Origin of the sequence: Streptomyces sp. NBC_01551 (assembly GCF_026339935.1) — a bacterium.
Taxonomy (GTDB): Bacteria; Actinomycetota; Actinomycetes; order Streptomycetales; family Streptomycetaceae; genus Streptomyces.
The window spans coordinates 3,998,385-4,023,458 of the sequence record NZ_JAPEPX010000001.1 but is presented as its reverse complement, the minus strand read 5'-3'; the positions used below and the strand labels follow the sequence as shown (position 1 = coordinate 4,023,458).

27 protein-coding genes are annotated in these 25,074 nt (G+C 71.7%); 13 read left to right on the top strand and 14 right to left on the bottom strand.

Annotated features, from left to right (window positions below; genetic code table 11):
• Nucleotides 1-126: 126 nt before the first annotated feature.
• Together OG982_RS18275 and OG982_RS18270 are read left to right on the top strand one after the other, a co-directional pair.
• On the top strand, nt 127-1,356 hold the full coding sequence (locus OG982_RS18275; protein ID WP_266785465.1) for a nucleotide sugar dehydrogenase: 1,230 nt from the start codon (nt 127-129) through the stop codon (nt 1,354-1,356).
• A 127-nt stretch (nt 1,357-1,483) separates the two neighbouring features.
• Nucleotides 1,484-1,960 carry a hypothetical protein gene (locus tag OG982_RS18270; protein WP_266785467.1) on the top strand — a complete coding sequence of 159 codons (477 nt, stop codon included), beginning with the start codon at nt 1,484-1,486 and terminating at the stop codon, nt 1,958-1,960.
• A gap of 75 nt (nt 1,961-2,035) precedes the next feature.
• On the opposite strand, the gene OG982_RS18265 is transcribed toward OG982_RS18270, so the two are convergent.
• The 4 genes from OG982_RS18265 to OG982_RS18250 all read right to left on the bottom strand — a co-directional run bounded on the left by OG982_RS18265 (nt 2,036) and on the right by OG982_RS18250 (nt 6,581).
• Nucleotides 2,036-3,160: a GuaB3 family IMP dehydrogenase-related protein gene (locus OG982_RS18265; protein WP_266785469.1), complete on the bottom strand. Its 1,125-nt coding sequence runs from the start codon at nt 3,158-3,160 to the stop codon at nt 2,036-2,038.
• 195 nt (nt 3,161-3,355) lie between these two features.
• Nucleotides 3,356-4,855 (bottom strand): IMP dehydrogenase, encoded by a 1,500-nt coding sequence (gene guaB, locus OG982_RS18260; RefSeq protein WP_266785471.1) that lies wholly within the window; start codon nt 4,853-4,855, stop codon nt 3,356-3,358.
• A gap of 156 nt (nt 4,856-5,011) precedes the next feature.
• Entirely contained in the window at nt 5,012-5,641 is a 630-nt protein-coding gene (locus OG982_RS18255) for a sigma-70 family RNA polymerase sigma factor (RefSeq protein ID WP_266785473.1), read from the bottom strand.
• 328 nt (nt 5,642-5,969) lie between these two features.
• Nucleotides 5,970-6,581: a response regulator transcription factor gene (locus OG982_RS18250; RefSeq protein ID WP_003948568.1), complete on the bottom strand. Its 612-nt coding sequence runs from the start codon at nt 6,579-6,581 to the stop codon at nt 5,970-5,972.
• A gap of 390 nt (nt 6,582-6,971) precedes the next feature.
• Here OG982_RS18250 and OG982_RS18245 point away from each other — a divergent pair, with 390 nt between their 5' ends.
• Nucleotides 6,972-7,298 carry a WhiB family transcriptional regulator gene (locus tag OG982_RS18245; RefSeq protein WP_030027725.1) on the top strand — a complete coding sequence of 109 codons (327 nt, stop codon included), beginning with the start codon at nt 6,972-6,974 and terminating at the stop codon, nt 7,296-7,298.
• Between the two features lie 72 nt (nt 7,299-7,370).
• Here OG982_RS18245 and OG982_RS18240 read toward each other — a convergent pair whose 3' ends face one another.
• Nucleotides 7,371-8,270 (bottom strand): LysR family transcriptional regulator, encoded by a 900-nt coding sequence (locus tag OG982_RS18240; RefSeq protein ID WP_266785477.1) that lies wholly within the window; start codon nt 8,268-8,270, stop codon nt 7,371-7,373.
• A gap of 80 nt (nt 8,271-8,350) precedes the next feature.
• On the opposite strand from OG982_RS18240, the gene OG982_RS18235 reads away from it, so the two are divergent.
• The 3 genes from OG982_RS18235 to OG982_RS18225 all read left to right on the top strand — a co-directional run bounded on the left by OG982_RS18235 (nt 8,351) and on the right by OG982_RS18225 (nt 10,634).
• Nucleotides 8,351-9,031 carry an MOSC domain-containing protein gene (locus tag OG982_RS18235; protein ID WP_266785479.1) on the top strand — a complete coding sequence of 227 codons (681 nt, stop codon included), beginning with the start codon at nt 8,351-8,353 and terminating at the stop codon, nt 9,029-9,031.
• A 55-nt stretch (nt 9,032-9,086) separates the two neighbouring features.
• Nucleotides 9,087-9,860: an SDR family oxidoreductase gene (locus tag OG982_RS18230; RefSeq protein WP_266785481.1), complete on the top strand. Its 774-nt coding sequence runs from the start codon at nt 9,087-9,089 to the stop codon at nt 9,858-9,860.
• Between the two features lie 63 nt (nt 9,861-9,923).
• On the top strand, nt 9,924-10,634 hold the full coding sequence (locus OG982_RS18225; RefSeq protein WP_266785483.1) for an ester cyclase: 711 nt from the start codon (nt 9,924-9,926) through the stop codon (nt 10,632-10,634).
• 73 nt (nt 10,635-10,707) lie between these two features.
• Here OG982_RS18225 and groL read toward each other — a convergent pair whose 3' ends face one another.
• Both groL and groES read right to left on the bottom strand, forming a co-directional pair.
• Entirely contained in the window at nt 10,708-12,333 is a 1,626-nt protein-coding gene (groL, locus tag OG982_RS18220) for a chaperonin GroEL (protein ID WP_266785485.1), read from the bottom strand.
• A gap of 111 nt (nt 12,334-12,444) precedes the next feature.
• The gene (gene groES, locus OG982_RS18215; protein WP_030011064.1) at nt 12,445-12,753 is read right to left on the bottom strand and encodes a co-chaperone GroES; all 309 of its coding nucleotides are present in this window, start codon (nt 12,751-12,753) and stop codon (nt 12,445-12,447) included.
• A 258-nt stretch (nt 12,754-13,011) separates the two neighbouring features.
• Here groES and OG982_RS18210 point away from each other — a divergent pair, with 258 nt between their 5' ends.
• The 5 genes from OG982_RS18210 (at nt 13,012) to OG982_RS18190 (ending at nt 18,382) form a co-directional block, all read left to right on the top strand.
• Nucleotides 13,012-13,575 (top strand): hypothetical protein, encoded by a 564-nt coding sequence (locus OG982_RS18210; RefSeq protein WP_266948881.1) that lies wholly within the window; start codon nt 13,012-13,014, stop codon nt 13,573-13,575.
• A gap of 10 nt (nt 13,576-13,585) precedes the next feature.
• Entirely contained in the window at nt 13,586-14,269 is a 684-nt protein-coding gene (locus OG982_RS18205) for a response regulator transcription factor (RefSeq protein WP_266785489.1), read from the top strand.
• On the top strand, nt 14,262-15,620 hold the full coding sequence (locus OG982_RS18200) for a HAMP domain-containing sensor histidine kinase (protein ID WP_266948880.1): 1,359 nt from the start codon (nt 14,262-14,264) through the stop codon (nt 15,618-15,620). The genes OG982_RS18205 and OG982_RS18200 overlap by 8 nt, the downstream gene beginning before the upstream one ends.
• 174 nt (nt 15,621-15,794) lie before the next feature.
• Nucleotides 15,795-16,982, top strand: coding sequence for an LCP family protein (locus tag OG982_RS18195; RefSeq protein WP_266785493.1), 1,188 nt, complete (start codon nt 15,795-15,797; stop codon nt 16,980-16,982).
• The gene (locus tag OG982_RS18190) at nt 16,970-18,382 is read left to right on the top strand and encodes an FtsW/RodA/SpoVE family cell cycle protein (RefSeq protein WP_266785495.1); all 1,413 of its coding nucleotides are present in this window, start codon (nt 16,970-16,972) and stop codon (nt 18,380-18,382) included. The genes OG982_RS18195 and OG982_RS18190 overlap by 13 nt, the downstream gene beginning before the upstream one ends.
• Here the strand turns inward: OG982_RS18190 and OG982_RS18185 are convergent.
• Nucleotides 18,373-19,239, bottom strand: a complete 867-nt coding sequence (locus OG982_RS18185; RefSeq protein ID WP_266949942.1) for a polysaccharide deacetylase family protein — start codon at nt 19,237-19,239, stop codon at nt 18,373-18,375. The genes OG982_RS18190 and OG982_RS18185 overlap by 10 nt on opposite strands.
• 14 nt (nt 19,240-19,253) lie before the next feature.
• Nucleotides 19,254-20,126: a polysaccharide deacetylase family protein gene (locus OG982_RS18180; protein ID WP_266785497.1), complete on the bottom strand. Its 873-nt coding sequence runs from the start codon at nt 20,124-20,126 to the stop codon at nt 19,254-19,256.
• 150 nt (nt 20,127-20,276) lie between these two features.
• On the opposite strand from OG982_RS18180, the gene OG982_RS18175 reads away from it, so the two are divergent.
• The gene (locus OG982_RS18175) at nt 20,277-21,470 is read left to right on the top strand and encodes a methyltransferase domain-containing protein (protein WP_266791883.1); all 1,194 of its coding nucleotides are present in this window, start codon (nt 20,277-20,279) and stop codon (nt 21,468-21,470) included.
• A gap of 43 nt (nt 21,471-21,513) precedes the next feature.
• Here the strand turns inward: OG982_RS18175 and OG982_RS18170 are convergent, their stop codons facing one another.
• The 4 genes from OG982_RS18170 to tsaB are packed head-to-tail and all read right to left on the bottom strand — an operon-like array spanning nt 21,514 to nt 24,095.
• Complete coding sequence (locus OG982_RS18170) at nt 21,514-21,786, bottom strand: hypothetical protein (RefSeq protein ID WP_266785499.1); 273 nt, start codon at nt 21,784-21,786, stop codon at nt 21,514-21,516.
• Complete coding sequence (tsaD, locus tag OG982_RS18165) at nt 21,783-22,931, bottom strand: tRNA (adenosine(37)-N6)-threonylcarbamoyltransferase complex transferase subunit TsaD (protein WP_266785501.1); 1,149 nt, start codon at nt 22,929-22,931, stop codon at nt 21,783-21,785. Before tsaD ends, OG982_RS18170 begins: the two co-directional genes overlap by 4 nt.
• Nucleotides 22,924-23,415, bottom strand: coding sequence for a ribosomal protein S18-alanine N-acetyltransferase (gene rimI / locus OG982_RS18160; protein WP_266791885.1), 492 nt, complete (start codon nt 23,413-23,415; stop codon nt 22,924-22,926). Before rimI ends, tsaD begins: the two co-directional genes overlap by 8 nt.
• Before the next feature lie 17 nt (nt 23,416-23,432).
• Nucleotides 23,433-24,095 carry a tRNA (adenosine(37)-N6)-threonylcarbamoyltransferase complex dimerization subunit type 1 TsaB gene (gene tsaB, locus OG982_RS18155; RefSeq protein ID WP_266948878.1) on the bottom strand — a complete coding sequence of 221 codons (663 nt, stop codon included), beginning with the start codon at nt 24,093-24,095 and terminating at the stop codon, nt 23,433-23,435.
• A gap of 125 nt (nt 24,096-24,220) precedes the next feature.
• On the opposite strand from tsaB, the gene OG982_RS18150 reads away from it, so the two are divergent.
• Nucleotides 24,221-24,793, top strand: a complete 573-nt coding sequence (locus tag OG982_RS18150; protein ID WP_266948877.1) for a hypothetical protein — start codon at nt 24,221-24,223, stop codon at nt 24,791-24,793.
• A gap of 57 nt (nt 24,794-24,850) precedes the next feature.
• Here the strand turns inward: OG982_RS18150 and OG982_RS18145 are convergent, their stop codons facing one another.
• A complete protein-coding gene (locus tag OG982_RS18145; protein WP_266785507.1) occupies nt 24,851-25,033 on the bottom strand; it encodes a hypothetical protein in 183 nt (60 codons plus the stop codon).
• Nucleotides 25,034-25,074: the final 41 nt, after the last annotated feature.

The window sequence follows — 25,074 nt, the reverse complement described above, 5'->3', positions numbered from 1 at the left end:
TGCGACATTTCTGTCATATATACGCCTAGTCTGACATTGCGCCAGCTCCAGCCTGCTCCCCCGGTCCACAGGACTTGCGCGCACCGCCCCCTCATGCATGTCAGGGAAGGGAAGGGACGGCCCCCCATGCCCGCAGATCTCGCCGTCATCGGCCTCGGCCACCTCGGCCTCCCCCTCGCCCAGGCGGCCGTCGCCGCCAGAATCGAGACCGTCGGCTACGACAGCGGTCCGGCCACGGACAGCACCCTCACCGCCGCCGAGATCCGCCGCATGTCGGCGGCCGGCTTCCGGGTCACCACCAACCCCGCCGAACTCGGCCGGGTCCGCACCGCCGTCATCTGCGCCCCCACCCAGCTCGGGGCCGACCGCGCGCTCGACCTGACCGCCGTGGGCGAGGCCGGCCGCACCCTCGCCGCCCGGCTGCGCCCGCACACCACCGTCATCCTCGAATCCGCCGTCCACCCGGGCGTCACCGAGGACTACTTGCGCCCGATCCTCGAAGAGGGCTCCGGGCTGCGCGCCGGCCGCGACTTCCACCTCGCCTACTCCCCCAGCCGCCTCGACCCCGGCAACCGCACCCACGGCATCGCCAACACCCCCAAGGTGATCGGCGGCCTCACCCCCGCCTGCACCGAGTCGGCGCACGCCTTCTACGCCCGCCTCACCGAGAAGGTGGTCCGGGCCCGCGGGCTGCGCGAGGCCGAGACCGTACAGCTCCTCGAAACCAACTACCGGCACGTCAACATCGCCCTCATGAACGAGATGGCGGTCCTCTGCCACGACCTCGGCGTCGACCTCTGGGACGTCATCCGCTGCGCCGAGACCAAGCCGTACGGGTTCCAGGCCTTCCGCCCCGGCCCCGGCGTCGGCGGCCACGGCATCCCCCTGGACCCCAACTACCTCCCCCACACCACGCGCACCCCCGGCCACCCCCTGCGCATGGTCGGCCTGGCGCAGGAGATCAACAACCGGATGCCCCAGTACGTCATCCAGCGCTCGGCCACTCTGCTGAACGAGCACGGAAAATCCGCCCGCGGCGCCCGGGTCCTGCTGCTCGGGGTCACGTACAAGCCCGACCTCGCCGACCAGGAGGGCTCCCCGGCCCGCGAGATCGCCAGCCGCCTCCTCGACCTCGGGGCCATGATCAGCTACCACGACCCGTACATCGCCGGGTGGCGGGTCCGGGACCAGCCCGTCCCGCGCGCCGAGTCGCTCTACGAGGCCGCCGCCAACGCCGATCTGACGATCCTGCTCCAGCACCACCGCACGTACGACCTCCAAGGCCTCGCGGTGAAGGCCCAGTTGCTCCTCGACACCCGCGGCGCCAGCCCCGTCGGCGCGGCGCACCGCCTCTAGAAGGCGTTTTTCACCTCGGGAATCCCCTCTGCGGACGGCATGGACGACTGCTAGCCTGCGTCCACTTATCTCGCACTTATGTCCCCTGGACACACGTGCAATCCGCATCCCAGGGGGGATCACCCGCATGAGCCAGCAGTCCGTCCAGCCGCCCGCGCCCGACTCCTACACCCCGGCCCCCGCACCCGCCCCCGCCCGCAGCGGCAACGTGGCCCTGGCCGTCGGGGCCGCCGCGCTCACCGCGCTGGCCTCGGGCTGCGCCTACGGCGGCATCATGGGCGCGATCGAGTACCAGATCGGCTACCTGGCGGCCGGCGTCGGCCTCCTCGTCGGCCTCGTCGCCTCCCGCCTCGGCGGCCGCAACCCGATCCTCCCGGCCGTCAGCGCCCTGCTGACGCTCGTCGGCGTGTACGCCGGCTACGTGCTGTGCGAGGCCGTCCTCATCCACAAGGGCTTTCCGCCGATCTCGGTGACCGAGGGCCTCACCAGCCGGATCGCCGAGACCCACCAGTCCTACCTGGACAACTTCGACCCGATCTCGGTCGTGTTCTTCCTGATCGGCGCCTACGTCGCGTTCCAGACGACCCGCAAGGCCTCCGCCTGAGCCGGCCCGCCCCGTAACGCCGAAGGGCCCGGCACCCCGTTTCCGGGGTGCCGGGCCCAACGCGTTGCGCGATCGTCAGCGGCTGTGCTGCGAGTCCGCGACGGTGACCTCGACCCGCTGGAACTCCTTGAGCTCGCTGTAGCCGGTGGTCGCCATCGAGCGGCGCAGCGCGCCGAAGATGTTCATCGAGCCGTCCGGGGTGTGCGACGGGCCGGTGAGGATCTCCTCGGTGGTGCCGACCGTGCCCAGGTCGACCTTCTTGCCGCGCGGCACGTCCTCGTGGACGGCCTCCATGCCCCAGTGGTTGCCCTTGCCGGGCGCGTCGGTGGCACGGGCCAGCGGGGAGCCCATCATCACGGCGTCGGCGCCGCAGGCGACGGCCTTGGGGATGTCGCCGGACCAGCCCACGCCGCCGTCGGCGATGACGTGCACGTAGCGGCCGCCGGACTCGTCCATGTAGTCGCGGCGCGCCGCGGCCACGTCCGCGACGGCGGTGGCCATCGGGACCTGGATGCCGAGCACGTTGCGCGTGGTGTGCGCCGCGCCGCCGCCGAAGCCGACGAGGACACCGGCCGCGCCGGTGCGCATCAGGTGCAGGGCCGCGGTGTAGGTGGCGCAGCCGCCGACGATGACCGGGACGTCGAGCTCGTAGATGAACTGCTTCAGGTTCAGCGGCTCGGCGGCGCCGGAGACGTGCTCCGCCGACACGGTCGTGCCGCGGATCACGAAGATGTCCACACCGGCGTCGACGACGGCCTTGGAGAACTCGGCGGTGCGCTGCGGGGAGAGCGCGGCGGCGGTGACGACGCCCGAGTCGCGCACCTCCTTGATCCGCTGCCGGATCAGGTCCGCCTGGATCGGCGCGGAGTAGATCTCCTGGAGACGGCGGGTCGCGGACTCCTCGTCCAGCTCCGTGATCTCGTCGAGCAGCGGCTGCGGGTCCTCGTACCGGGTCCACAGGCCTTCGAGGTTCAGCACGCCGAGGCCGCCGAGCTCGCCGATGCGGATGGCGGTCTGCGGGGAGACGACCGAGTCCATGGGGGCGGCCAGGAAGGGGAGCTCGAAGCGGTACGCGTCGATCTGCCAGGCGATCGAGACCTCCTTCGGGTCCCGGGTACGCCGGCTCGGGACGATGGCGATGTCGTCGAACGCGTACGCCCTGCGGCCGCGCTTGCCGCGCCCGATCTCGATCTCAGTCACGTGTGGTGGCCTTTCCTCTGGGTCTGCCTGTCCAGTATCCCCGAACCCCGGGGGCCCGCGTTCCGGCGACCGCTGTACGGACACCGCTCGGGCCCCACCGGAGTGTGAGGCGCGGGGGCCCGGGGTCGCAGCCCCCGCAACGGCGAGGAGCGGGCCCGGTTGCTCCGGACCCGCCCCATGCGCTGACTCTGGCCGCTACCCCTTACGGGAGTAGTTCGGCGCTTCGACCGTCATCTGGATGTCGTGCGGGTGGCTCTCCTTGAGGCCCGCCGAGGTGATCCGGACGAACCGGCCGCGGTCCTGGAGCTCCGGCACCGTGCGGCCGCCGACGTAGAACATCGACTGGCGCAGGCCGCCGACGAGCTGGTGCACGACCGCGGAGAGCGGGCCGCGGTAGGGGACCTGGCCCTCGATGCCCTCGGGGATGAGCTTGTCGTCGCCGCCCACGCCCTCCTGGAAATAGCGGTCCTTGGAGAAGGAGCGCTGGTCGCCGCGGGACTGCATCGCGCCGAGCGAGCCCATGCCGCGGTACGACTTGAACTGCTTGCCGTTGATGAAGAGCAGCTCGCCCGGGGACTCCTCACAGCCCGCGAGCAGCGAGCCGAGCATCACCGTGTCGGCGCCCGCGACCAGGGCCTTGGCGATGTCGCCGGAGTACTGGAGGCCGCCGTCGCCGATGACCGGGACGCCCGCGGCCTTGGCGGCGAGGGAGGCCTCGTAGATCGCGGTGACCTGCGGGACGCCGATGCCGGCGACGACGCGGGTGGTGCAGATGGAGCCGGGGCCGACGCCGACCTTGATGCCGTCGCAGCCGGCGTCGATGAGGGCCTGGGCGCCGTCGCGGGTGGCGATGTTGCCGCCGATGACGTCGACCGAGGAGTTCGACTTGATCTTGGCGACCATGTCGCCGACCAGGCGGGAGTGGCCGTGGGCGGTGTCGACGACGATGAAGTCGGCGCCCGCCTCGATCAGGGCCTGCGCGCGGTCGTACGCGTCACCGGCGACACCGACGGCCGCGCCGACGAGCAGCCGGCCGTCCTTGTCCTTCGCGGCGTTCGGGTACTTCTCGGCCTTGACGAAGTCCTTGACCGTGATGAGGCCCTTGAGGATGCCGGCCTCGTCGACCAGCGGAAGCTTCTCGATCTTGTGGCGGCGCAGCAGCTCCATGGCGTCGACGCCGGAGATGCCGACCTTGCCGGTGACCAGCGGCATCGGGGTCATGACCTCGCGCACCTGGCGGCTGCGGTCCGACTCGAAGGCCATGTCGCGGTTGGTGACGATGCCCAGGAGCTTGCCGGCCGGGTCGGTGACGGGGACGCCGGAGATGCGGAACTTCGCGCACAGCTCGTCGGCCTCGCGCAGCGTCGCGTCCGGGTGCACCGTGATCGGGTCGGTGACCATGCCGGACTCGGAGCGCTTGACCAGGTCGACCTGGTTGGCCTGGTCGGCGATGGAGAGGTTGCGGTGCAGGACGCCGACGCCGCCCTGTCGGGCCATCGCGATGGCCATGCGGGCCTCGGTGACCTTGTCCATGGCGGCGGAGAGCAGCGGCACGTTCACGCGGACGTTGCGCGAGATGAGGGAAGAGGTGTCGATCTGGTCCGGCGCCATGTCCGACGCGCCCGGCAGCAGCAGCACGTCGTCGTAGGTCAGTCCGAGCGTGGCGAATTTGTCGGGCACTCCGTCGGCGGTCATGACACCTTCCCAAATGGTCTTGCTCAGCGCGGATGTCCATGCTAACGGGATCCCGACGCGTCTCATTCCACGACCAAGGTCAAGCAGAAGTTTCGTCTGTTCCTACGAGTCCCATGTCCCACCCATGTTCCTGCGAGTCCTACGAGGATTCGGGTGTCACTGCTCGGCGAGCGCGCGGAGCCGGCTGAGCGCCCGGTGCTGCGCGACCCGCACCGCGCCGGGGGACATCCCGAGCATCTGCCCGGTCTCCTCGGCGGTCAGCCCGACGGCCACCCGCAGGACCAGCAGCTCGCGCTGGTTCTCCGGGAGGTTGGCCAGCAGCTTCTTGGCCCATGCGGCGTCGCTGCTGAGCAGCGCCCGCTCTTCCGGGCCCAGCGAGTCGTCCGGCCGCTCCGGCATCTCGTCGGAGGGCACGGCGGTGCTCCCCGGGTGCCGCATGGCGGCGCGCTGGAGGTCGGCGACCTTGTGCGCGGCGATGGCGAAGACGAAGGCCTCGAAGGGCCGCCCGGTGTCCCGGTACCTCGGCAGGGCCATCAGGACGGCGACGCAGACCTCCTGCGCGAGGTCCTCCACGAAGTGGCGGGCGTCACCGGGAAGCCGCGAGAGCCGGGTGCGGCAGTACCGGATGGCGAGCGGGTGCACGAAGGCGAGCAGGTCGTGCGTGGCCTGCTCGTCACCCTCCACCGCCCGGCGTACGAGCGCGCTGACACCCGCGGCACTGCCGCTCTTGGCGGTGCCGCTCGGGCCTGTGGCCGCGGGTGACCCCAGGGCCTCGTCGTCACGCATCAATCCATGGTGCCTTGGCGCCGGAGCATTCGTGGCACCCCGGTCGTCACTGTTGTGCATCGAAGCGTTGTGAGCGGGTACGCCGGTACTCATCGTCCCCCCTCCCCTCCGCTCGGCCCGAATCATCCCCGCGGCCCCATCTCCGAAAAACGCGGCCACACACTCAAGGATGCGGCATCGCGCACGAAGCGACACGTCCCCGCGACACGTCCCCCGGATTGTGCCCCGCCAATCCCCGGGCGCGCACCGGGTACGGCGGGACACGCGCGGCCGGCCGGTCGCGGTCAGGGGCGGTGGCCGGCCGGCGGGCGTGCGGTCGGGCGGACGGTCAGCGGACCAGGCCCCAGCGGAATCCGAGCGCCACGGCGTGCGCCCGGTCCGAGGCGCCCAGCTTCTTGAACAGCCGGCGGGCGTGCGTCTTGACCGTGTCCTCGGAGAGGAAGAGCTCGCGCCCGATCTCCGCGTTGGACCGGCCGTGACTCATGCCCTCCAGGACCTGGATCTCGCGCGCGGTGAGCGTGGGCGCGGCGCCCATCTCGGCCGAGCGGAGCCGGCGCGGGGCCAGTCGCCAGGTCGGGTCGGCGAGGGCCTGGGTGACCGTGGCCCGCAGTTCGGCGCGCGAGGCGTCCTTGTGCAGATAGCCCCGGGCGCCGGCGGCGACCGCGAGGGCCACGCCGTCCAGGTCCTCGGCGACCGTCAGCATGATGATGCGGGCGCCCGGGTCGGCCGAGAGCAGCCGGCGGACCGTCTCCACACCGCCCAGCCCGGGCATCCGTACATCCATCAGAATCAGGTCGGAGCGGTCGGCACCCCAGCGGCGGAGGACTTCCTCGCCGTTGGCAGCCGTCGTCACACGCTCGACGCCGGGCACGGTGGCAACCGCGCGACGGAGCGCCTCTCGGGCAAGCGGGGAGTCGTCGCAGACGAGGACGGATGTCATGACCGCCCTCCGCAGCTGCTGATGCGCGTCACCTTGAGCCTCCAGGCTGGTACGTATCGTCACCTGTGCGGTCGATGCTCTCGGACACATGTCCGGGAACTTCTTCTTTCAACCGCCTTCGCACTCTCAACGATGGTCACTCGAAAGAGTTACGGGTTGGACGGACACCTTCGGCACTCTACGTGAGGAACCGATCACCACGCGGGAGGCGCAACTCATCTGTCCTCCATCTGGAGCTATGCCCTATTTGGCGGCTTTCCTTCCGTTTGGCACGTGTCTGAGGCTAGATTCCCAATGAGTCATATTTACATCTACTCAGACAGTAGGTGTGGAGACCCGTTGGAGACATGGACCGTATCCGCCTCAGTACCGGCACCAAGAGGACTACCCATGGCAGATTTCTCCCGCCTCCCCGGACCGAACGCCGACCTCTGGGACTGGCAGCTGCTGGCAGCCTGCCGCGGGGTCGACAGCTCCCTGTTCTTCCACCCGGAAGGCGAGCGGGGCGCGGCCAGGAGCGCGCGCGAGGCCTCGGCTAAAGAGGTCTGCATGCGCTGCCCGGTGCGCTCGGAATGCGCCGCCCACGCACTGGCCGTCCGCGAGCCCTACGGGGTGTGGGGCGGCCTCACGGAAGACGAACGCGAAGAGCTGATGGGCCGCGCACGGCACCGCCTGATCCCCGCATCCAGCGCGATCGGACCGATCGCGCCGCATTGACCGACGGGCGGGGAACACCCGAAGGAACGTTTCCTCGCCCCCGAGCCGTCACGCGTCCGGCCGTACGTACGGTCAGCGCGTGGCGGCCCGCTCCAGCTCGGCCAGGGTCGCCGCCACGGCCGGCACCCTGGCCAGGTCGGGCAGCGTCAGCGCCACGACCTCCCGCTCAACGGCCGGTTCCACGCTCAGGGTGCTCACACCCTTGGCCCGGACGGACTCCACCGCGAGCTCCGGCAGCACCGCCACGCCCAGCCCGGCGCCGACCAGGCCCACCACGGCCGGGTAGTCGTCGGTGGCGAAGTCGATGCGCGGGGTGAAGCCCGCGCCCTCGCACACCTCCACGAGATGGCGGCGGCAGCGCGGACAGCCCGCGATCCAGGGCTCGTCGGCGAGTTCCGCCATGCCCACCCGCTCCGCGCCGGCCAGCCGGTGCCCGTCGGGAACCAGCCCGACGAGCCGGTCGGTCAGCAGCGGCCGCACCACCAGGTCCTCCCACTCCGCGGCGGAATGGGCGGCCCCGCCGTACCGGAACGCCAGCGCCAGGTCGCAGTCGCCCTCGCGCAGCATCTCCACGGAGCGCGGCGGCTCGGCCTCGACCAGCGAGATGCGGGTGCCCGGGTGCTCGGCGCGCATCGCCGCGAGCGCGGTCGGCACCAGGGTCGAGCTCCCGCTGGGGAAGGACACCAGCCGGACCCGGCCCGCGCGTAGCCCCGCGATGGCCGCGACCTCCTCCTCGGCGGCCGTCAGCCCGGCGAGGATCCCGGCGGCGTGCCGCACCAGGGCCTCACCGGCCTGGGTGAGCCGCATCTCGCGCCCGGTGCGGATGAGCAGCGGGGTGCCGGCCGACTGCTCCAGCGCCTTCATCTGCTGGGAGACGGCGGGCTGGGTGCAGCCGAGCTCGCGGGCGGCGGCGGAGAAGGACCCGGTCCCGGCGACGGCGCGCAGGACGCGGAGATGACGTGCCTCGATCACCCTTCGAGCATAAGCCCTGCTTTGACCGCGGCGCGAATGTCCCTCCGGGGCTTTGAGGCGGCTCGGCTAGCGTGGTGGGCATGCACCTCATCTCCGTCAACCTGGGCCGCGCCACGGCCTCGGACCACACCGACGCCGAGGGCGGCGTGACGGGCATCGGCAAGCGGCCCGTCCCGGGACCGGTCCGGGTGTTCGCGCCGGGCCCCAAGGGCACGGCCGGCAGCGGCGTCGAGGGCGACGCCGTCTGCGACCTGCGCCATCACGGCGGCGACCACCAGGCGGTCTACGCGTACGCCCGCGAGGACCTGGACCGCTGGGAGGAGGAGCTGGGCCGGGAGCTGCCCGCCGGGGTCTTCGGCGAGAACCTCACCACCTCCGGCATCGACGTGACGGGAGCGCTGCTCGGCGAGCGCTGGCGGGTCGGCGCGGACCTCGTCCTCGAAGTGGCCTCGGCGCGCATCCCCTGCCGGACCTTCCAGGGCGCGCTCGGCGAGCCGGCGTGGGTCAGGCGGTTCACCCGGGCGGCGCGGCCGGGCGCGTACCTGAGGGTGATCGAGGAGGGCGCGGTCCGCCCCGGCGACCGGGTCGAGGTCCTGTACCGCCCGGACCACGAGGTGACGGTGGGGTTCTGGTTCCGCGCCTTCACCACCGAGCGGGCGCTGCTCCCGCGCACGGCGGCGGCGGGCGCGGCGATGGAGCCGCAGGCGCACGACGCCGTCCGGCGGTACGTGGAGAAGTACGGGACCCGGGGCGCCCCGTAGGCCCTGCGGGCCGGGTCCTCTCGGCGCCGTCGGCGCGGGCGGCTAGGTTGCGCCTATGACGACTGCGTTGATTACGGGATCCACGGCGGGCATCGGCGCCGCTTTCGCCCGGCGGCTCGCCGCCCAGGGGCACAACCTGGTACTGGTGGCCCGCGACACGAAGCGGCTCGCCGAACAGGCGACCGAGCTGCACGACCGGCACGGCATCGAGGCCGAGGTGCTGGCCGCCGACCTCGCCACCGAGGAGGGCATCGCGGCGGTCGAGCAGCGCCTCGGCGACCGGACGCACCCGGTGGACCTGCTGGTCAACAACGCGGGATTCGGCAACAAGGGCCGCTACCTCGAAGTCTCGATGGCCGACGAGCTGACCATGCTGAAGGTGCACATCGAGGCGGTGCTGCGGCTGACCTCGGCGGCCACCGGGTCGATGCGCGCACGCGGCCGCGGCGGGGTCATCAACGTGGCCTCGGTCGCCGCGTTCGTACCGCGCGGCACGTACGGGGCGAGCAAGGCGTGGGTCGTGCAGTTCACCCAGGGCGCGGCGCGGGACCTGTCGGGTTCCGGGGTGCGGCTGATGGCGCTGTGCCCGGGCTTCGTGCGCACGGAGTTCCACCAGCGGGCCGGCATGGGGACGGACAACATCCCCGGCTGGATGTGGCTCGACGCGGACAAGCTGGTGGCGGCGGCGCTGGCCGACCTGGCGCGCGGCAGGACGGTGTCGATCCCGGACCCCCGGTACAAGGCTCTGATGAGCGTGGTGAAGCTGACGCCGCGCGGCCTGCTGGGCGGGGTGTCCTCGCGCACCGGCCGCAAGTACGGGCCCCAGTAAGCCGCTAAACGGGCGAACCCTCCCTAAACTGGACTTGTCCCATCTCCAGCGGGAGGCGACGCGATGACATTCGTACAGGTGATCGATTACGAGACCAAGCGGTTCGATGAGATGAACGCGCTCATCGACCGCTGGGCGGAGCAGAGCAGCGGGAAGCGCACCGCGACCCACACGATGATCGGCCAGGACCGCGAAGCCCGGAACCACTACGTGGACATGGTGGAATTCGCCTCGTACGAGGACGCCATGAAGAACTCTCATCTGCCGGAGACGGACCGGATGTTCCAGCAGATGGTGGCTCTCTGCGAGGGAATGCCGAAGTTCATGAACCTCGACGTGGTCCGCGACGAGCACCTCAACAAGCAGCTCGTCAACCGGGTGTTCCAGGAAGCCGTCACGGACGGGAACATGAGCGTCCTCGACGAGTGCTTCGCGGCGAACTACATCGACCACGACGCCAGCAAGGAGGAGTCCACCGTCGTCGGACGCGACGGCATGCGCTCGGACATGCAGACGTGGCGCGCGGCCTTCGACATGAACTTCGAGCCGGTGGCCCAGGTGTGCGAGGGCGACTTCGTCACCACGGTGTGGAACTGGCGCGGCACCCAGAAGGGCGAGTTCATGGGGGTCGCTTCGACCGGCAAGACGTACGAGATGTCGGGCACCACCACGTTCCGGATCCTGAACGGGGAGATCGCCGAGGGCTGGTGGCACTACAACCCCGGACAGCTGCAACGCGAAATGGGCGGCTCGGGATCGCCGTACGGATCCTGAACCCGAACGGGGTGAAACGGGGAAGGCCCCGTTCCGCGACTGCGGAACGGGGCCTTCTCGGCGTGGGACGCGATCAGTGGCTGTGGCCATGACCGTGGCCGTGCGAGTCGGCCTCTTCCTCGGCCGGCTTCTCGACGACCAGGGTCTCGGTCGTGAGCAGCAGGGAGGCGATGGAAGCGGCGTTCTCCAGCGCGGAGCGGGTGACCTTGACCGGGTCGATGACGCCGGCCTTGACCAGGTCGCCGTACTCGCCGGTGGCGGCGTTGAAGCCGTTGCCCTTCTCCAGCTCCGCCACCTTCGCGGTGATGACGTAGCCCTCGAGGCCGGCGTTCTCCGCGATCCAGCGCAGCGGCTCGACGGCGGCGCGGCGGACGACCGCGACACCCGTGCCCTCGTCGCCGGTCAGGCCCAGGTTGTCCTCCAGCACCTTCACGGCGTGGACGAGCGCGGAGCCACCGCCGGAGACGATGCCCTCCTCGACCGCGGCGCGGGTCGCCGAGATGGCGTCCTCGAGGCGGTGCTTCTTCTCCTTGAGCTCCACCTCGGTGGCGGCGCCGACCTTGATGACGCAGACGCCGCCGGCGAGCTTCGCCAGGCGCTCCTGCAGCTTCTCGCGGTCCCAGTCCGAGTCGGTCGACTCGATCTCGGCCTTGATCTGGTTGACGCGGCCGAGGACCTCGGAGGACTCGCCACCGCCGTCGACGATGGTGGTGTCGTCCTTGGAGATGGTCACGCGGCGCGCGGAACCGAGGACGTCCAGACCGGCCTGGTCGAGCTTGAGGCCGACCTCCTCGGCGATGACGGTGGCACCGGTGAGGGTGGCCATGTCCTGGAGCATCGCCTTGCGGCGGTCGCCGAAGCCGGGGGCCTTGACGGCCACGGCGTTGAACGTGCCGCGGATCTTGTTGACGACGAGGGTGGAGAGCGCCTCGCCCTCGACGTCCTCGGCGATGATCAGCAGCGGCTTGGAGCCACCCGCCTGGATGACCTTCTCCAGCAGCGGCAGCAGGTCCTGGATGGACGAGATCTTGCCCTGGTTGATCAGGATGTACGGGTCGTCGAGGACGGCCTCCATACGCTCCTGGTCGGTGACCATGTACGGCGAGAGGTAGCCCTTGTCGAAGGCCATGCCCTCGGTGAACTCGAGCTCCAGGCCGAAGGTGTTCGACTCCTCGACGGTGATGACACCGTCCTTGCCGACCTTGTCCATCGCCTCGGCGATGAGCTCGCCGACCTGCTGGTCCTGCGCGGAGAGCGCGGCCACGGCGGCGATGTCGGACTTGTCCTCGATCGGGCGGGCGGTCGCGAGGAGCTCCTCGGACACGGCCTTGACCGCGGCGTCGATGCCCTTCTTCAGGGCGGCCGGGGAGGCACCCGCGGCGACGTTGCGCAGACCCTCGCGGACGAGCGCCTGGGCCAGCACGGTGGCGGTGGTGGTGCCGTCACCCGCGATGTCGTTGGTCTTGGTCGCCACCTCCTTCACGAGCTGCGCGCCCAGGTTCTCGTACGGGTCGTCCAGCTCGACCTCGCGGGCGATGGTGACACCGTCGTTGGTGATGGTGGGGGCGCCGAACTTCTTGTCGATGACGACGTTGCGGCCCTTGGGGCCGATCGTCACCTTGACCGTGTCGGCAAGCTTGTTGACGCCGCGCTCGAGGGCGCGACGGGCGTCCTCGTCGAACTTCAGGATCTTCGCCATGGGAGCGGTTCAGCCCTCTCGAAAACTCGGGTTTAACGAGCAGCGCCCCTCGCCGCCCGGCAATCAGCGGGGTGACCAGGGGCGCAGCTCAAAGCAAAACTGAAGAAGTGATTACTTCTCGACGATCGCGAGGACGTCGCGAGCCGAGAGGACGAGGTACTCCTCGCCGCTGTACTTCACTTCGGTGCCGCCGTACTTGCTGTACAGCACGATGTCGCCGACGGTGACGTCCAGCGGGAGACGCTGGCCGTCCTCGAAGCGACCCGGGCCCACGGCGAGGACGACGCCCTCCTGGGGCTTCTCCTTCGCGGTGTCCGGGATGACCAGGCCGGAGGCCGTGGTCTGCTCGGCGTCGAGCGGCTGGACCACAATGCGGTCCTCAAGCGGCTTGATGGCAACCTTGGAGCTGGCGGTCGTCACGATCCGACCTCCCCCTTCGGAGATCCGGGGTTAACTGTCTGAGGTGGCGACCAGGTCGATCCGTCGTCGCGGGTGCCGGACCTGCCTGTCGCTGTGTTGGCACTCACCGGTGGCGAGTGCCAGGTGCGACACTATTCCGGCGATTAGCACTCGGTCAAGCGGAGTGCCAATTCCCGTCGGCGGGCGTTGCGCGGATCCGGCCTCCCGGCTCGCGAAAACCCGTACGCGCGTACGGGCGGGAGCACTACTGTCCGCCTCATGACCAGGGCAAACTCAGGCGTCCGCTGGCGGCACGCCATCCCGATCCTCATCGGCTTCGGGATCGGGATCTTCGCGTTTTCGGTGGCCGTACCGCGGCTGGTGACCCAGCTGACCGGGGTGGAGGGCACCTTCGTCGCCGAGCGGTGCCGCTGGGAGGAGAACACGCACGGGGAACGGCACGCGGCGTGCACGGGATCCTTCACCGCCGCCGACGGATCGTTCACGCTCCGAGGGATCGACATCGACGGCCTGTTCGACGAGCGGCCGACGCAGCCGATGGCCGCCCGGGTCAGTGGGCCCTCGGCCGACACCGTCGTGCAGACGGACCTCCTCACGTCGCTGCTGCCCATCGGCATAGGCGTGCTCGCCTGCATCTTCCCCGTCTGGGCGGTGATCGCGGCCGTACGGGACGCCATCGGGCGCCGGCGCGGCACGATCGGGGACGGCAGCGCGGCGGGTGAGGGCGATGCCGGCGGGGAGGACGGCGCGGCCGGCGACGGCAGCCCGGCCGGCGACGGCTCGGCGGTCAGGGCCCCGGTCGGACCGCCGCACCATATGTGAGGCTTGTGCGGTGCGCATCCTCGTGGTCGAAGACGAAGAAGGCCTGGCCGAGTCCCTGCGGCGGGGCCTGTCCGCCGAGGGCCACTGGGTCGACGTCGCCCACGACGGCCACCGCGGCCTGGACCTCGCCCTCGCCGGCGGACCGTACGACGCCGTCCTCCTCGACCTGATGCTCCCGGGCCTGAACGGCTACGAGATCTGCGCCCGCATGCGCGCCCACGGCGACACCACGCCGGTGCTGATGCTGACCGCCCGGGACGGCGAACACGACGAGGCGGACGGCCTGGACCGCGGCGCCGACGACTACCTCACCAAGCCGTTCTCCTTCGTCGTACTCGCCGCCCGCCTGCGCGCCCTCGCCCGCCGCGCCGGCACGCCCGGCGCCGGCAGCACCCTGCGGGCCGGGGACCTCGTCCTCGACCCGCCCGCCCGCCGCTGCCGCCGGGGCGAGCGCGAGATCGAGCTGACCGCCCGTGAGCTCGGCGTCCTCGCCTGCCTGCTGGAACGCCCCGGCGAGGCCGTCGCCAAGCAGGACATCCTCGACCAGGTCTGGGACGGCCCGCAGGCCATCGACCCGAACATCGTGGAGGTGTACGTCTCCTCCCTGCGCCGGAAGATCGACGCCCCCTTCGGCCGCCGCTCGATCCTCACCGTCCACGGCACCGGCTACCGGATGGCCCCCGACGGTGGCTAGGGGTGTCCGGGCGCGCACCGCGGCGGCCGCTGCCCTCGCGATGGCAGCGGTCCTCGGCGCCGGCGGGCTGTGGCTGTACGCGCTGCTGCGGGCGAACCTGCTCGACAACACCACCGGACGCACCGAACTCGCCGCCCGCAAGGTCGCCGCGCAGCTCGACGCCCGGCCCCTCCCGCCCGGCGGGCGGCTGCCCGGGCCGGAAGGCGGCGTGGACCTGGTCCTCGTACGGGACGCGGCCGGCCGGATCCTCGCCTCCAGCGGGGACCCGAAGGACACCCCCGACCTCGGCCCGCTGCGCCCCCCGTCCGGCGAGGACTCCCGGTCGGCCGTACTGCCGCCCGCGCGCCCCGGCGCGGAACGGCGCGCGGCGGTCGCGGTGGCGGCCCCCGGCGCGCGCGAGGTCGTCGCGGTCACGGTGCTCGGCGACGTCGACGACGCCACACGGGCCGTCGCGGTCGGCATGCTGGCCGGCGCGCCCCCGCTGATCGGCTTCGCGGCGGCCCTGGCCTGGTGGGTGACGGGGCAGGCGCTGCGCCCCGTCACCGCGATCCGGACGGGGCTGGCGGCGGTCACGGCGAGCGAGCTGGACCGGCGGGTTCCGGACCCGGGCGGGGCGGACGAGATCGCCGAACTGGCCCGGGCCGTCAACGACACGCTCGACCGGCTGGAGCGCAGCGACGCCCGGCAGCGGCAGTTCACGGCGGACGCCTCGCACGAGCTGCGCAATCCGCTGGCGGCGGTCCGGTCCCGGCTGGAGGTCGCGCTGGAGCGGCCCGACCGGGAGTCGGTGGCCGCCGCACTGGCCGACACCGAGCGGCTCCAGCGGATCGCGGCGGACCTCCTGCTGCTGGCCCGGCTCGACGGGGACGGCGACGGCGCCCGCTCCGAGCCGGTGGACCTGGCGCTGCTGGCCGCCGAGGACGTGGCGCGGCGCCCGGATCCCCGGGTTCCGGTACGTCTGGACGCGGGGGCGCCCGTACCGGCGGCCGGGGATCCGGCGCGGCTGGAGCGGGCGCTGGCCAACCTGGTGGACAACGCGCTGCGGCACGCCCGCGCCGGGGTCACCGTCCGGGCGGACGCGGACCCGGCCGGGGGCTGGGCGCTGCTGGAGGTCGCGGACGACGGCCCGGGGATCCCGGAGGCGGACCGGGACCGGGTGTTCGAGCGCTTCGTACGCCTGGATCCGGACCGGAGCCGGGCCGGCGGCGGCACCGGGCTGGGGCTGGCCATCGCCCGGGAGATCGCGCGGGCGCACGGCGGGGACGTCCACGTACTCCCCTCCCCCGCCGGGGGCGCACGGCTGGTCCTGCGCGTGCCGGGGCGCACGGCGGGGCGCCCTGCGGGCTCCTGACGGCCGGCTCCTGACGGCCCGGCCATGACACCCCGGGGCTGACGGCCCCGCTCCTGAAGGCCCTGCTCCTGAAGGCCCTGCTCCTGACGGCCCTGCTCCTGACGGCCCCGTTCCTGAAGGCGCCTTCAGGACCCTCAGGTTTCCTTCAGCGCCGCTCCCCCAGCATCGACAGGCATGAGCGCGCAACGGAGGAAGCCCCGCCGCCGGCACCCGTCCCGCCGGCTCGGCCGCACGCTGCTGATCACCGGCTGCGTCCTGACGGCGGTCGCGGGCGGCACCGCCTGGTACGCGTACCTGGACCTGGCGGGCAGCATCGGCAGCTCCAAGGCCCTGGAGGGCGCCGAGAAGTCGAGGTTCGGCGACACGAACATCCTGCTCATGGGCCTGGACAGCCGCCGCGACCAGAACGGCGAGAAGCTGCCGGAGGAGGTCCTCGACAAGCTGCACGCCGGGAGTTCCGACATCGGCGGCTACAACGCGAACACCCTGATCCTGCTGCACGTACCCGGCGACGGCGGGCGGGCGACGGCCTTCTCCATCCCGCGCGACGACTTCGTGGCGATCCGCGGGCACGGGAAGGACAAGATCAAGAAGGCGTACGGGCTGGCCAAGGCGGCCAGGGAGGACGCCCTCGCCGCCCAGGGGGTCAAGGACCGGCGGGAACTGGAGCGGGAGGGCCGCGAGGCGGGGCGCAAGGCGCAGCTGGAGACCGTACGCGACTTCCTGGGCGTCCCGATCGATCACTTCGCCGAGCTGAACCTGGCCGGTTTCTACCACCTGGCCGACGCGCTGGACGGCGTACCGGTCTGCCTGAACAAGGCGGTGAAGGACCGGTACTCGGGCGCCGACTTCCCGGCGGGCCGGCAGACCCTCGACGGGCAGCAGTCGCTGGCCTTCGTACGGCAGCGGCACGGCCTGGACGGGGGCGACCTGGACCGCACGAAGCGGCAGCAGGCCTTCCTTGCTGGCGCGACGCAGAAGCTGAACTCGGTCGGGACGTTCACCGATCCCACGAAGCTGATCAAGCTGATCGACTCCGCGAAGAAGGACGTGGTGACGGATGCCGGGTGGGACCTGCTGTCGTTCGTGAAACAGGCCAAAAACCTGTCCGGCGGCAAAACGAGGTTCATGACACTCCCCATAGAGCGCTTCGGAAGGAACCATGGGGAGGACATCAACGTCGTAGATGATATGAAGATAAAGCGCCTCATTGCCGAGCAGATCGGACGCATGGCTTCCGCAGGCCCGAGCACCCCTCCGGCATCCGGTGAGGCGCACTCCGCGGCACCTCCCTCGTCACCCTCCCCCAGCGCCTCGCCGAAGAGCGCCGCGGACGGTGGCGGCATCCCGTGCGTGGACTGAGGCCCCTGACGGCGGCCGGCGCGCGCCGCCGCACGGAAGCGCTGCTGCTCGTCTTCGTCATCGCCATCGCCGTCTTCGGGCACGCGAGCGCGAGCCTGGCGATGAACGGCGAGCTGCCGCCGAACCTCGCCGGCTTCACCCTCAGCATGACCTTGCTGTCGCTGGTGGGGCACCTGGGCGTGCGCCGGTTCGCGGCCTACGCGGATCCGCTGATCCTGCCGATCGCGATGCTGCTGACGGGGCTCGGACTGGTGCTGATCCACCGGCTCGACCAGAGCTACATCGAGCGGTACGGGGGCGATCCGAACGCCCCGGACCAGCTGCTGTGGACCGTGGTCGGGGTCGCCGCGTGCCTGCTGGTGCTGGCACTGCTGCGCGACCACCGGCTGCTCCAGCGGTTCATCTACATCACCATGGCGGTGGCGCTGGTGCTGCTGATCGCGCCGGTGTTCTTCGGCGCGGACACGTACGGCGCCAAGCGCTGGATCATCCTGTTCGGGTTCTCGCTCCAGCCCGGCGAGTTCGTGAAGATCATGATCGCGGTCTTCTTCGCGGGCTACCTGGTCATCCACCGCGACTCGCTGTCCCTGACCGGCCGGAAGTTCCTGGGCATGCGGCTGCCCCCGATGCGCCAGCTCGGGCCGATCATCACGGTGTGGATCCTGTCGATGCTGGTGCTCGTCTTCGAGCGCGACCTCGGCACGTCGCTGATCTTCTTCGGCGTGTTCGTGGTGATGCTGTACGTCGCCACCGAGCGCACCAGCTGGATCGTGTGCGGGGTGCTCATGGCGTCGGTGGGCGCCTTCGTGGTGGGCTCGACCGAACCGCACGTCAAGGCCCGCGTGGCCGCCTGGCTCAACCCGCTGTCCTACTACTGGAAGGACCGGCCGCCGGGCGTCACCTCGGACCAGTCGGCGCAGGCGCTGTTCAGCTTCGGCACGGGCGGGGTGTCCGGGACGGGGTTGGGCATGGGCCACCCGGAGCTGATCAAGTTCGCGGGCCGCAGCGACTTCATCCTGACCACGGTGGGCGAGGAACTGGGCCTGGCCGGCGTCATGGCCGTCCTGATCCTCTACGCCCTGCTCGTGCAGCGGGGCCTGCGCATGGCCCTGGGCGCGCGCGACCCGTTCGGCAAGCTCCTGGCCGTGGGCCTCTCGGCGGCGCTGGCCCTGCAGGTCTTCGTGGTCGCGGGCGGCGTGACGGGCCTGATCCCCCTGACCGGCAAGGCCCTGCCCTTCCTCGCGAAGGGCGGCTCGTCACTCCTGGCCAACTGGATCATGATCGCGCTCCTCCTGCGCATCAGCGACAGCGCGGAACGCCAACGCCAGGCGGACGCCCGCGGCCCGGTGGAAACCACGATCACGCCTGTGGTGGCGGCGGGGGCGCCGCCCTACAGGTAGTCCTCCAGCCGCCCTATCGCGTAGCCCTGGTCCTGGATGCGGCGCAGCATGCGCGTCGTCATCTCGATCTCCGTCGAGCCCTTGAGCTCCGCCTTGCCGCGGAAGTGGGCCAGGATGATGTCACCCGGTTTCAGCGCCGAGCCCTCGGCGTACTGGAAGTTGTTGATCTGCATCGACACCCGCCACAGCACCACCGACGAGACCCCGCACTCGGAGGCGGCCCTCAGGGTGTCGTCGTTGTAGTTGCCGAACGGCGGGCGAAACAGCGGGGGCCGGTGGCCGAAGCGCTGTTGCAGGCGGTCCTGCTGGCCGCATATCTCCTTCTTCTGCGCCGCGAAGGAGAGGGTGCGCAGGTTCGGGTGCGTCAGGGTGTGGTTGTTTATCGTGCTGCCGCTGCCGTTGTCGCGGAGCTTCTCGAAGTGCCCGTAGTCCGACGAAGCCACGTTGTCCGTCAGGAACATGCTGATCGGCAGCTTCAGGTCGGCCGCCATCTTCAGGAACTCGGGGTCCTTCTCGGCGCCGTCGTCGAAGGTCAGGAATACGACCTTCTCCCCCGCCGGCACGGGTATTCGGTCCACGACCGGGGCCTTGCCCGGTGCCGCCGACGCGAGGGCGGGCTTCCGGTCGGGCTTCGGTGCGAACTTCAGCGGCTGCGAGAGCCCCCAGCGCTTGTACGCGTCGTCAGCCGGAGCCTCCGCCCCCGCGGAGGACCGGGCGGAGGGCGAGGGCGAGGCCGCGGCCTGCGGACTCGCCCCCTGCGAGGCCTTGCGGCCCATCCGTTCGATCGGGTCCACGCTGTTCCCGCACCCCGACAGGGACAGCGCGAGCGCGCCGGCCGCCAGCGTTCCGGCTACCAACCGGCGCGCGTGCTTCACAGATAGTCCTCCAGCCGGGCCACGGCGTACCCCTTGTCCGTGACGGTCTTCATGACATGACGGATCATGTCAGGCATCGACCCCTTCCAGTCCTCCTTGCCCCGGAAATGCGTGAGGATGATGTCACCGGGGTGCAGGTCCCGGTCCCATTCGCGGTAGTCCATGCGGTTCGTGAACGCCTCGGCGTTCCACAGCGGAACCGCCTTGATCCCGCAGGACTTCGCCGCGCGCAGCGTGTCCTGGTTGTAGTTCCCGTACGGCGGCCGGAAGAGGGTCGGGCGCTTGCCGAACACCCTCTGGATGGTGTCCTGCTGGCCGCAGATCTCCTCGCGCTGCTGGTCGTACGAGAGCCCGGGCATGTAGCGGTGGTTGAGGGTGTGGTTGTTGAGGGTGACTCCGGCCGCCTGCATGTCCTTGAAGTACGGGTAGTTGTCCCGCACCAGGTAGTCGCTGAGGAACGCCGTGTACGGGATCTTCAGTTCCCGCATCATCCTCAGGAACTCGGGGTCCTTCTCGGCGCCGTCGTCGATGGTGAGGAAGACGACCTTGTCCTCGGTCGGGACGGTGGTGAAGACCTGCGGCAGTTCCTCGCCGTCCTCCACCTCGAAGCCCTCGCGGGTGGTGATCTCCGGCTTCTCCTTCGGTGCGGCCGGGGCGAGGAGCGGGGTCTTGGCCAGGCCCCAGCGCTTCGCGAGGGCGACACGGGCCTGCTGGGCGGCCTTGGCCTTCTCCGCCTGGGCCAGCGCGCCGGCGGCGCCCGTCTCCGCGCCCTTGGCGGCCTTCGTCTTCTCCGTCTTGTCCGGCGCTGCGGAGTCCGAGGATCCGCACGCCGTTCCCAGGCCGGCGACCAGCAGCGCGGCCAAGGCCACCCCGAACCGGCCGCGCGCACGCCCCGCGGACCGGTGACCGTATTGCTTCTGATTTGCTTTTTGTCCTACTAGCTGCATAGCAGCGGATCCTTACACCACCCGCCCGCGCCGCCCGGGCGACACCGCGAGCGGAGGCCGACCTTCCACCGACTGGCCCACAATGAAGCGGTGACCCCCGAAGACTTCGCCGCCCTCCTCACCCCCGAGGGCCACGCCCTCCTCGACTCGCTCCGCGACCACGACCCCGCCCAGGAGCTGGCCGTCGCCACCCGGCTGCGCCGCGAGCACCCCGCGGAGCTGGTCTCCGCCGCGCTCGGGCAGGCCCGGCTGCGGCAGCGGGCGGTGGCGAAGTTCGGCGCCGAGGACGCCTACCGGATGTACTTCACCCCCGGCGGCGGCGAGATGGCCACCCGGGCATCGGTCGCCTCGTACCGCGCGGAGCGCCTCGCGGCCCTCGGCGTGCGCAGCGTCGCCGACCTGTGCTGCGGCATCGGCGGGGACGCCCTCGCCCTGGCCCGGCTCGGCATCCGGGTCCTGGCGGTGGACCGCGACCCGCTCACCGTCGCCGTGGCGCGCGCCAACGCCGAGGCGCTGGGCCTGGCGGACCTGATCGAGGTCCGGGAAGCGGACGTGACGGAGGTGGACACCTCCGGGTACGACGCCGTGTTCATCGACCCGGCCCGGCGCGGCGGGCGCGGCCGCGTCTTCGACCCGGAGAGCTACTCCCCACCGCTGTCGTGGGCCGTGAAGGCCGCCCTGTCGGCCCCGCGCGCCGCCATCAAGATCGCCCCCGGCGTCCCGCACGAGGCGGTGCCGAAGGAGGCCGAGGCGGAGTGGATCTCCGACTCCGGTGACGTCAAGGAGGCCGTGCTCTGGTTCGGCACCGCCCCCGGAACCGTCCGCGCCACCCTGCTCCCCGGGCCGCGCACGCTGGAGACCGCCGACCCGCTGCCCGACCCCGAGGCCGGGCCGGTCGGGCGCTACCTCTACGAGCCCGACGGCGCGGTGATCCGGGCCCACCTGGTCGCCGAGGTCGCCGCGCAGCTGGACGGCCGGCTCATCGACCCGACCATCGCGTACGTCACCGCCGACGAGTTGCGCGCCACCCCGTACGCGACGGCGTACGAGATCACCGACGTGCTGCCCTTCGGCCTGAAGAAGCTGAAGGCGCTGCTGCGCGAGCGCGAGGTCGGCATCCTGACGGTGAAGAAGCGCGGCTCCGCCGTCGAGCCCGAGGAACTGCGCAAGAAGGTCAAGCCGCAGGGCCCGAACTCCGCGACGGTGTTCCTGACCCGGGTGGCGGGCGCGCCGTCGATGCTGATCGGCGCGCCCGCGCAGCCGTAGCCGGGGTCGGGGCGGGGACGGACGGGGACGGGACGGGGGCGCGTCAGCCCTCGCCGACCTCCACCGACTCGAAGCGCCAGCGGTGCACGGCCCGGGTGATCAAGTCGGCCGCGGGCTCGGGGAGTTCGGGCAGCTCCGCCGCCACCCCCTCGGGCGCCTCCCACCAGGTGATGACGAGCACCCGGTCCTGCGGGGCCCGGAACACCTCACGGCGCACCGGCTCCCGGGCCAGCACCTGCGAACGGGCCCACTCCAGCAGCTCGTTGCCCCGCCCGTCGACGGCCCGGGCCTCCCACATCAGCGCGACGGTGCTCATGAGTAGAGGTTGTCCTTGCTCAGCTCGTGGACGTGGTCGTGGTCGTGCGCGTGCCCGTGACCCCCGTGACCGTGCGCGGTCCCGTCGTCCTCGGCGGCGGCCGTGCCCGGGACGTGCGGGTCCGTCACCGGCAGCGAGGAGTCCGCGGACAGGTCCCAGTCCGAGGCCGGACGGTTGCGCTTGACCATCTCCGCGCCCAGCGCCGCCACCATCGCGCCGTTGTCGGTGCACAGCTTCGGCCGCGGCACGCGCAGGATGATCCCCGCGTCGTCGCAGCGCTCCTGTGCGAGCGAGCGCAGCCGGGAATTGGCCGCGACACCGCCTCCGATCATCAGGTGGTCGACGCCCTCGTCCTTGCACGCGCGGATCGCCTTGCGCGTCAGCACGTCCACCACGGCCTCCTGGAAGGACGCCGCCACATCGCGCACCGGCACCTCCTCGCCCGCCTTCCGCTTCGCCTCGATCCAGCGGGCGACCGCCGTCTTGAGGCCGGAGAAGGAGAAGTCGTACGCCGCGTCGCGCGGCCCCGTGAGCCCGCGCGGGAAGTTGATCGCCTTCGGGTCGCCCTCGCGCGCGAGCCGGTCGATGACCGGGCCGCCGGGGAAGCCGAGCTGGAGGACGCGGGCGATCTTGTCGAAGGCCTCGCCGGCCGCGTCGTCGATGGTCGCGCCGAGCGGCCGTACGTCGGAGGTGATGTCCGGGGCCAGCAGCAGCGAGGAGTGGCCGCCGGACACCAGCAGCGCCATCGTCGGCTCCGGCAGCGGCCCGTGCTCCAGCTGGTCCACGCAGATGTGCGAGGCCAGGTGGTTCACCCCGTACAGCGGCTTGCCCAGCGCGTACGCGTACGCCTTCGCCGCCGAGACGCCCACCAGCAGCGCCCCCGCCAGGCCCGGGCCGGCCGTGACCGCGATGCCGTCGAGGTCGCGGGCGCTGACCCCGGCCTCCTTCAGGGCGCGCTCGATGGTCGGGACCATCGCCTCCAGGTGCGCCCGCGAGGCGACCTCGGGCACGACCCCGCCGAAGCGGGCGTGCTCGTCCACGCTGGACGCGATCGCGTCGGCGAGCAGGGTGGTGCCGCGGACGACGCCGACGCCGGTCTCGTCGCAGGAGGTCTCGATGCCGAGGACGAGCGGTTCGTCAGCCATGGGTCTCACCTTGTACGGGTCCGCCTGCGGTGACGGAGCTGGAGGGATCGGAAAGGCGCATCACGAGCGCGTCGACGTTGCCGGGCTGGTAGTAGCCCCGCCGGAAGCCGATCGGCTCGAAGCCGAAGCGCTCGTAGAGCTTCTGGGCGCGGGTGTTGTCGACCCGTACCTCCAGGAGCACCTCGGCGCACTCGAACGCGGTGGCGGCGCGCAGCAGGTCAGTGAGCAGCCGGGCGCCGAGCCCGGTGCCCCACTGGTCGCGCGCGGCCGCGATGGTCTGTACGTCGCCCAGGTCGCCGGCGGCGGACAGCCCGGCGTAGCCGACCAGGCGGCCCTCCGGGTCCTCGGCGACGACGTAGTGGCGGGTGGCCTCGGGGCCGCGGGCGTGGGCGAGTTCGGACCAGAACATCCCCGCGGACCAGGCGTCCTCGGGGAACAGCTCGTGCTCCAGTTCCAGCACGGGCTCGATGTCCCACCAGCGCATCTCGCGCAGTACCGCTGTCACTGCGGGGTGACCACCTTGTAGTTCTTGGGCACCTGCGCGTCGGGCCGGCGCAGGTAGAGCGGGGTCGCGGGCAAGAACTCCGCCCCGGCCGCGAGTCGCTCGGCGGCCAGGGCCGCGAGGGCGGCCGCCGACTGGTGCTCGGGCTCGCGGGCGTCCCGGAAGACCTCGGGGTACAGGCGCGCCCCCTGGCCGACCGCGGGCAGGCCGGCGACCCGTTCGGCGATGTCCGCCGGCCGGTCGACGGCGGGCTCGCCGACGCGCGTGCGCGGGTCCTCGTACCGGGCCCAGTAGACCTCCTTGCGCCGCGCGTCGGTGGCGACGGTGAAGGGGCCCTCGATCCCGGCGGCGCCCGCGGCGTAGGCGAGCCCGTCGAGGGTGCACAGGCCGTGCACGGGGACGCCGAGGACGGAGGCGAAGGTGGAGGCGGTGACGAGGCCGACGCGGAGCCCGGTGTAGGGGCCGGGGCCGACGCCGACGACGATGCCGGTGACGGCTTCGAGCTTGACCCCGGCCTCGGCGAGGACGGTGTCGACGGAGGGCAGCAGGAGCTCCCCGTGGCGGCGGGCGTCGACCTGGTTCGACTCGGCGAGGACGGACTCGCCGTCGTGCAGGGCGACGGTGACGGCGGGCGTGGCGGTATCTACAGCGAGCAAGAGCACGCGAACAGCCTACGACTCCCGGGCCGGGGGGCCTCGCGGCCGGTCGTGGGGCACCCCGGCTGCTACCTTTCGACCGAGGTGCCCGGTGGTGCGGGACCAAGGCAGGCGTGGAGAGGTGGAGCAAGGTGGCACGCAGCAGCTCGGGAATCGTGGCCGGGCTCACCGTAGCGGCGCTGGCCGCCGTGGGCTTCCTCGGCTACCAGGCCTCCGCGACGGCGCCCGCGCTCCCGTCGAAGGCGGGCGGCCAGGCCTCGAGCCCCGCCCCGAGCCCGTCCGGCGCCGCGGCGGCCCCCAAGCAGGACCCGGCCAAGCCGGTGGCCCTGCCGGAGGGCTCCGGCACCGGGAAGCGGGTCGTGTACTCGGTGTCCCTGAAGCGGGTGTGGCTGGTCGGCGAGGCCGGTGAGCCGAAGTCGTTCGCGGTGATGCCGAGCACGGTGCACCCGAAGCCGGGCAGTTACGTGGTCGGGGTCGGTTCGCGCTCGGGCTCCGTCACCGGCTCGGACGGGGTGCCGATCGAGCACGTCGTACGGTTCACCACGGCCGAGGGGGTCGCGGTCGGGTTCAGCGCCCGCGTGGACGGCTCGATGCCGGAGCCCAACCCCGACAAGAAGACGGGCGGCATCCGCATGACGCGCCAGGACGGCGACGCGATGTGGTCCTTCGCGACGGTCAACTCGAAGGTCGTCGTCGTTCCCTGACGGGCCTGCGCCCCGCCGGGCGGCGGGCGCGCGTTCACCCATACGTGGGACCAGGCTTCAGGCCGCTTCGGACTCCGGGGCGGCCTGCTGCGTCGTGGGTCCCTCGGGCTCCACCGGGCGCGGCCGGCCCCACGCGGGCGGCGTCGACACCGCACTGGCGGCCATGCCCGCGGCCAGCAGCGCCCTCATGGACACGACGGACGGACGGGGGTCGCCGTGCACTTCTGCGTCTGCCGACATGGCTGCCTCCTGGGGGCCCGGGACGCTGAACTTAGGCATAC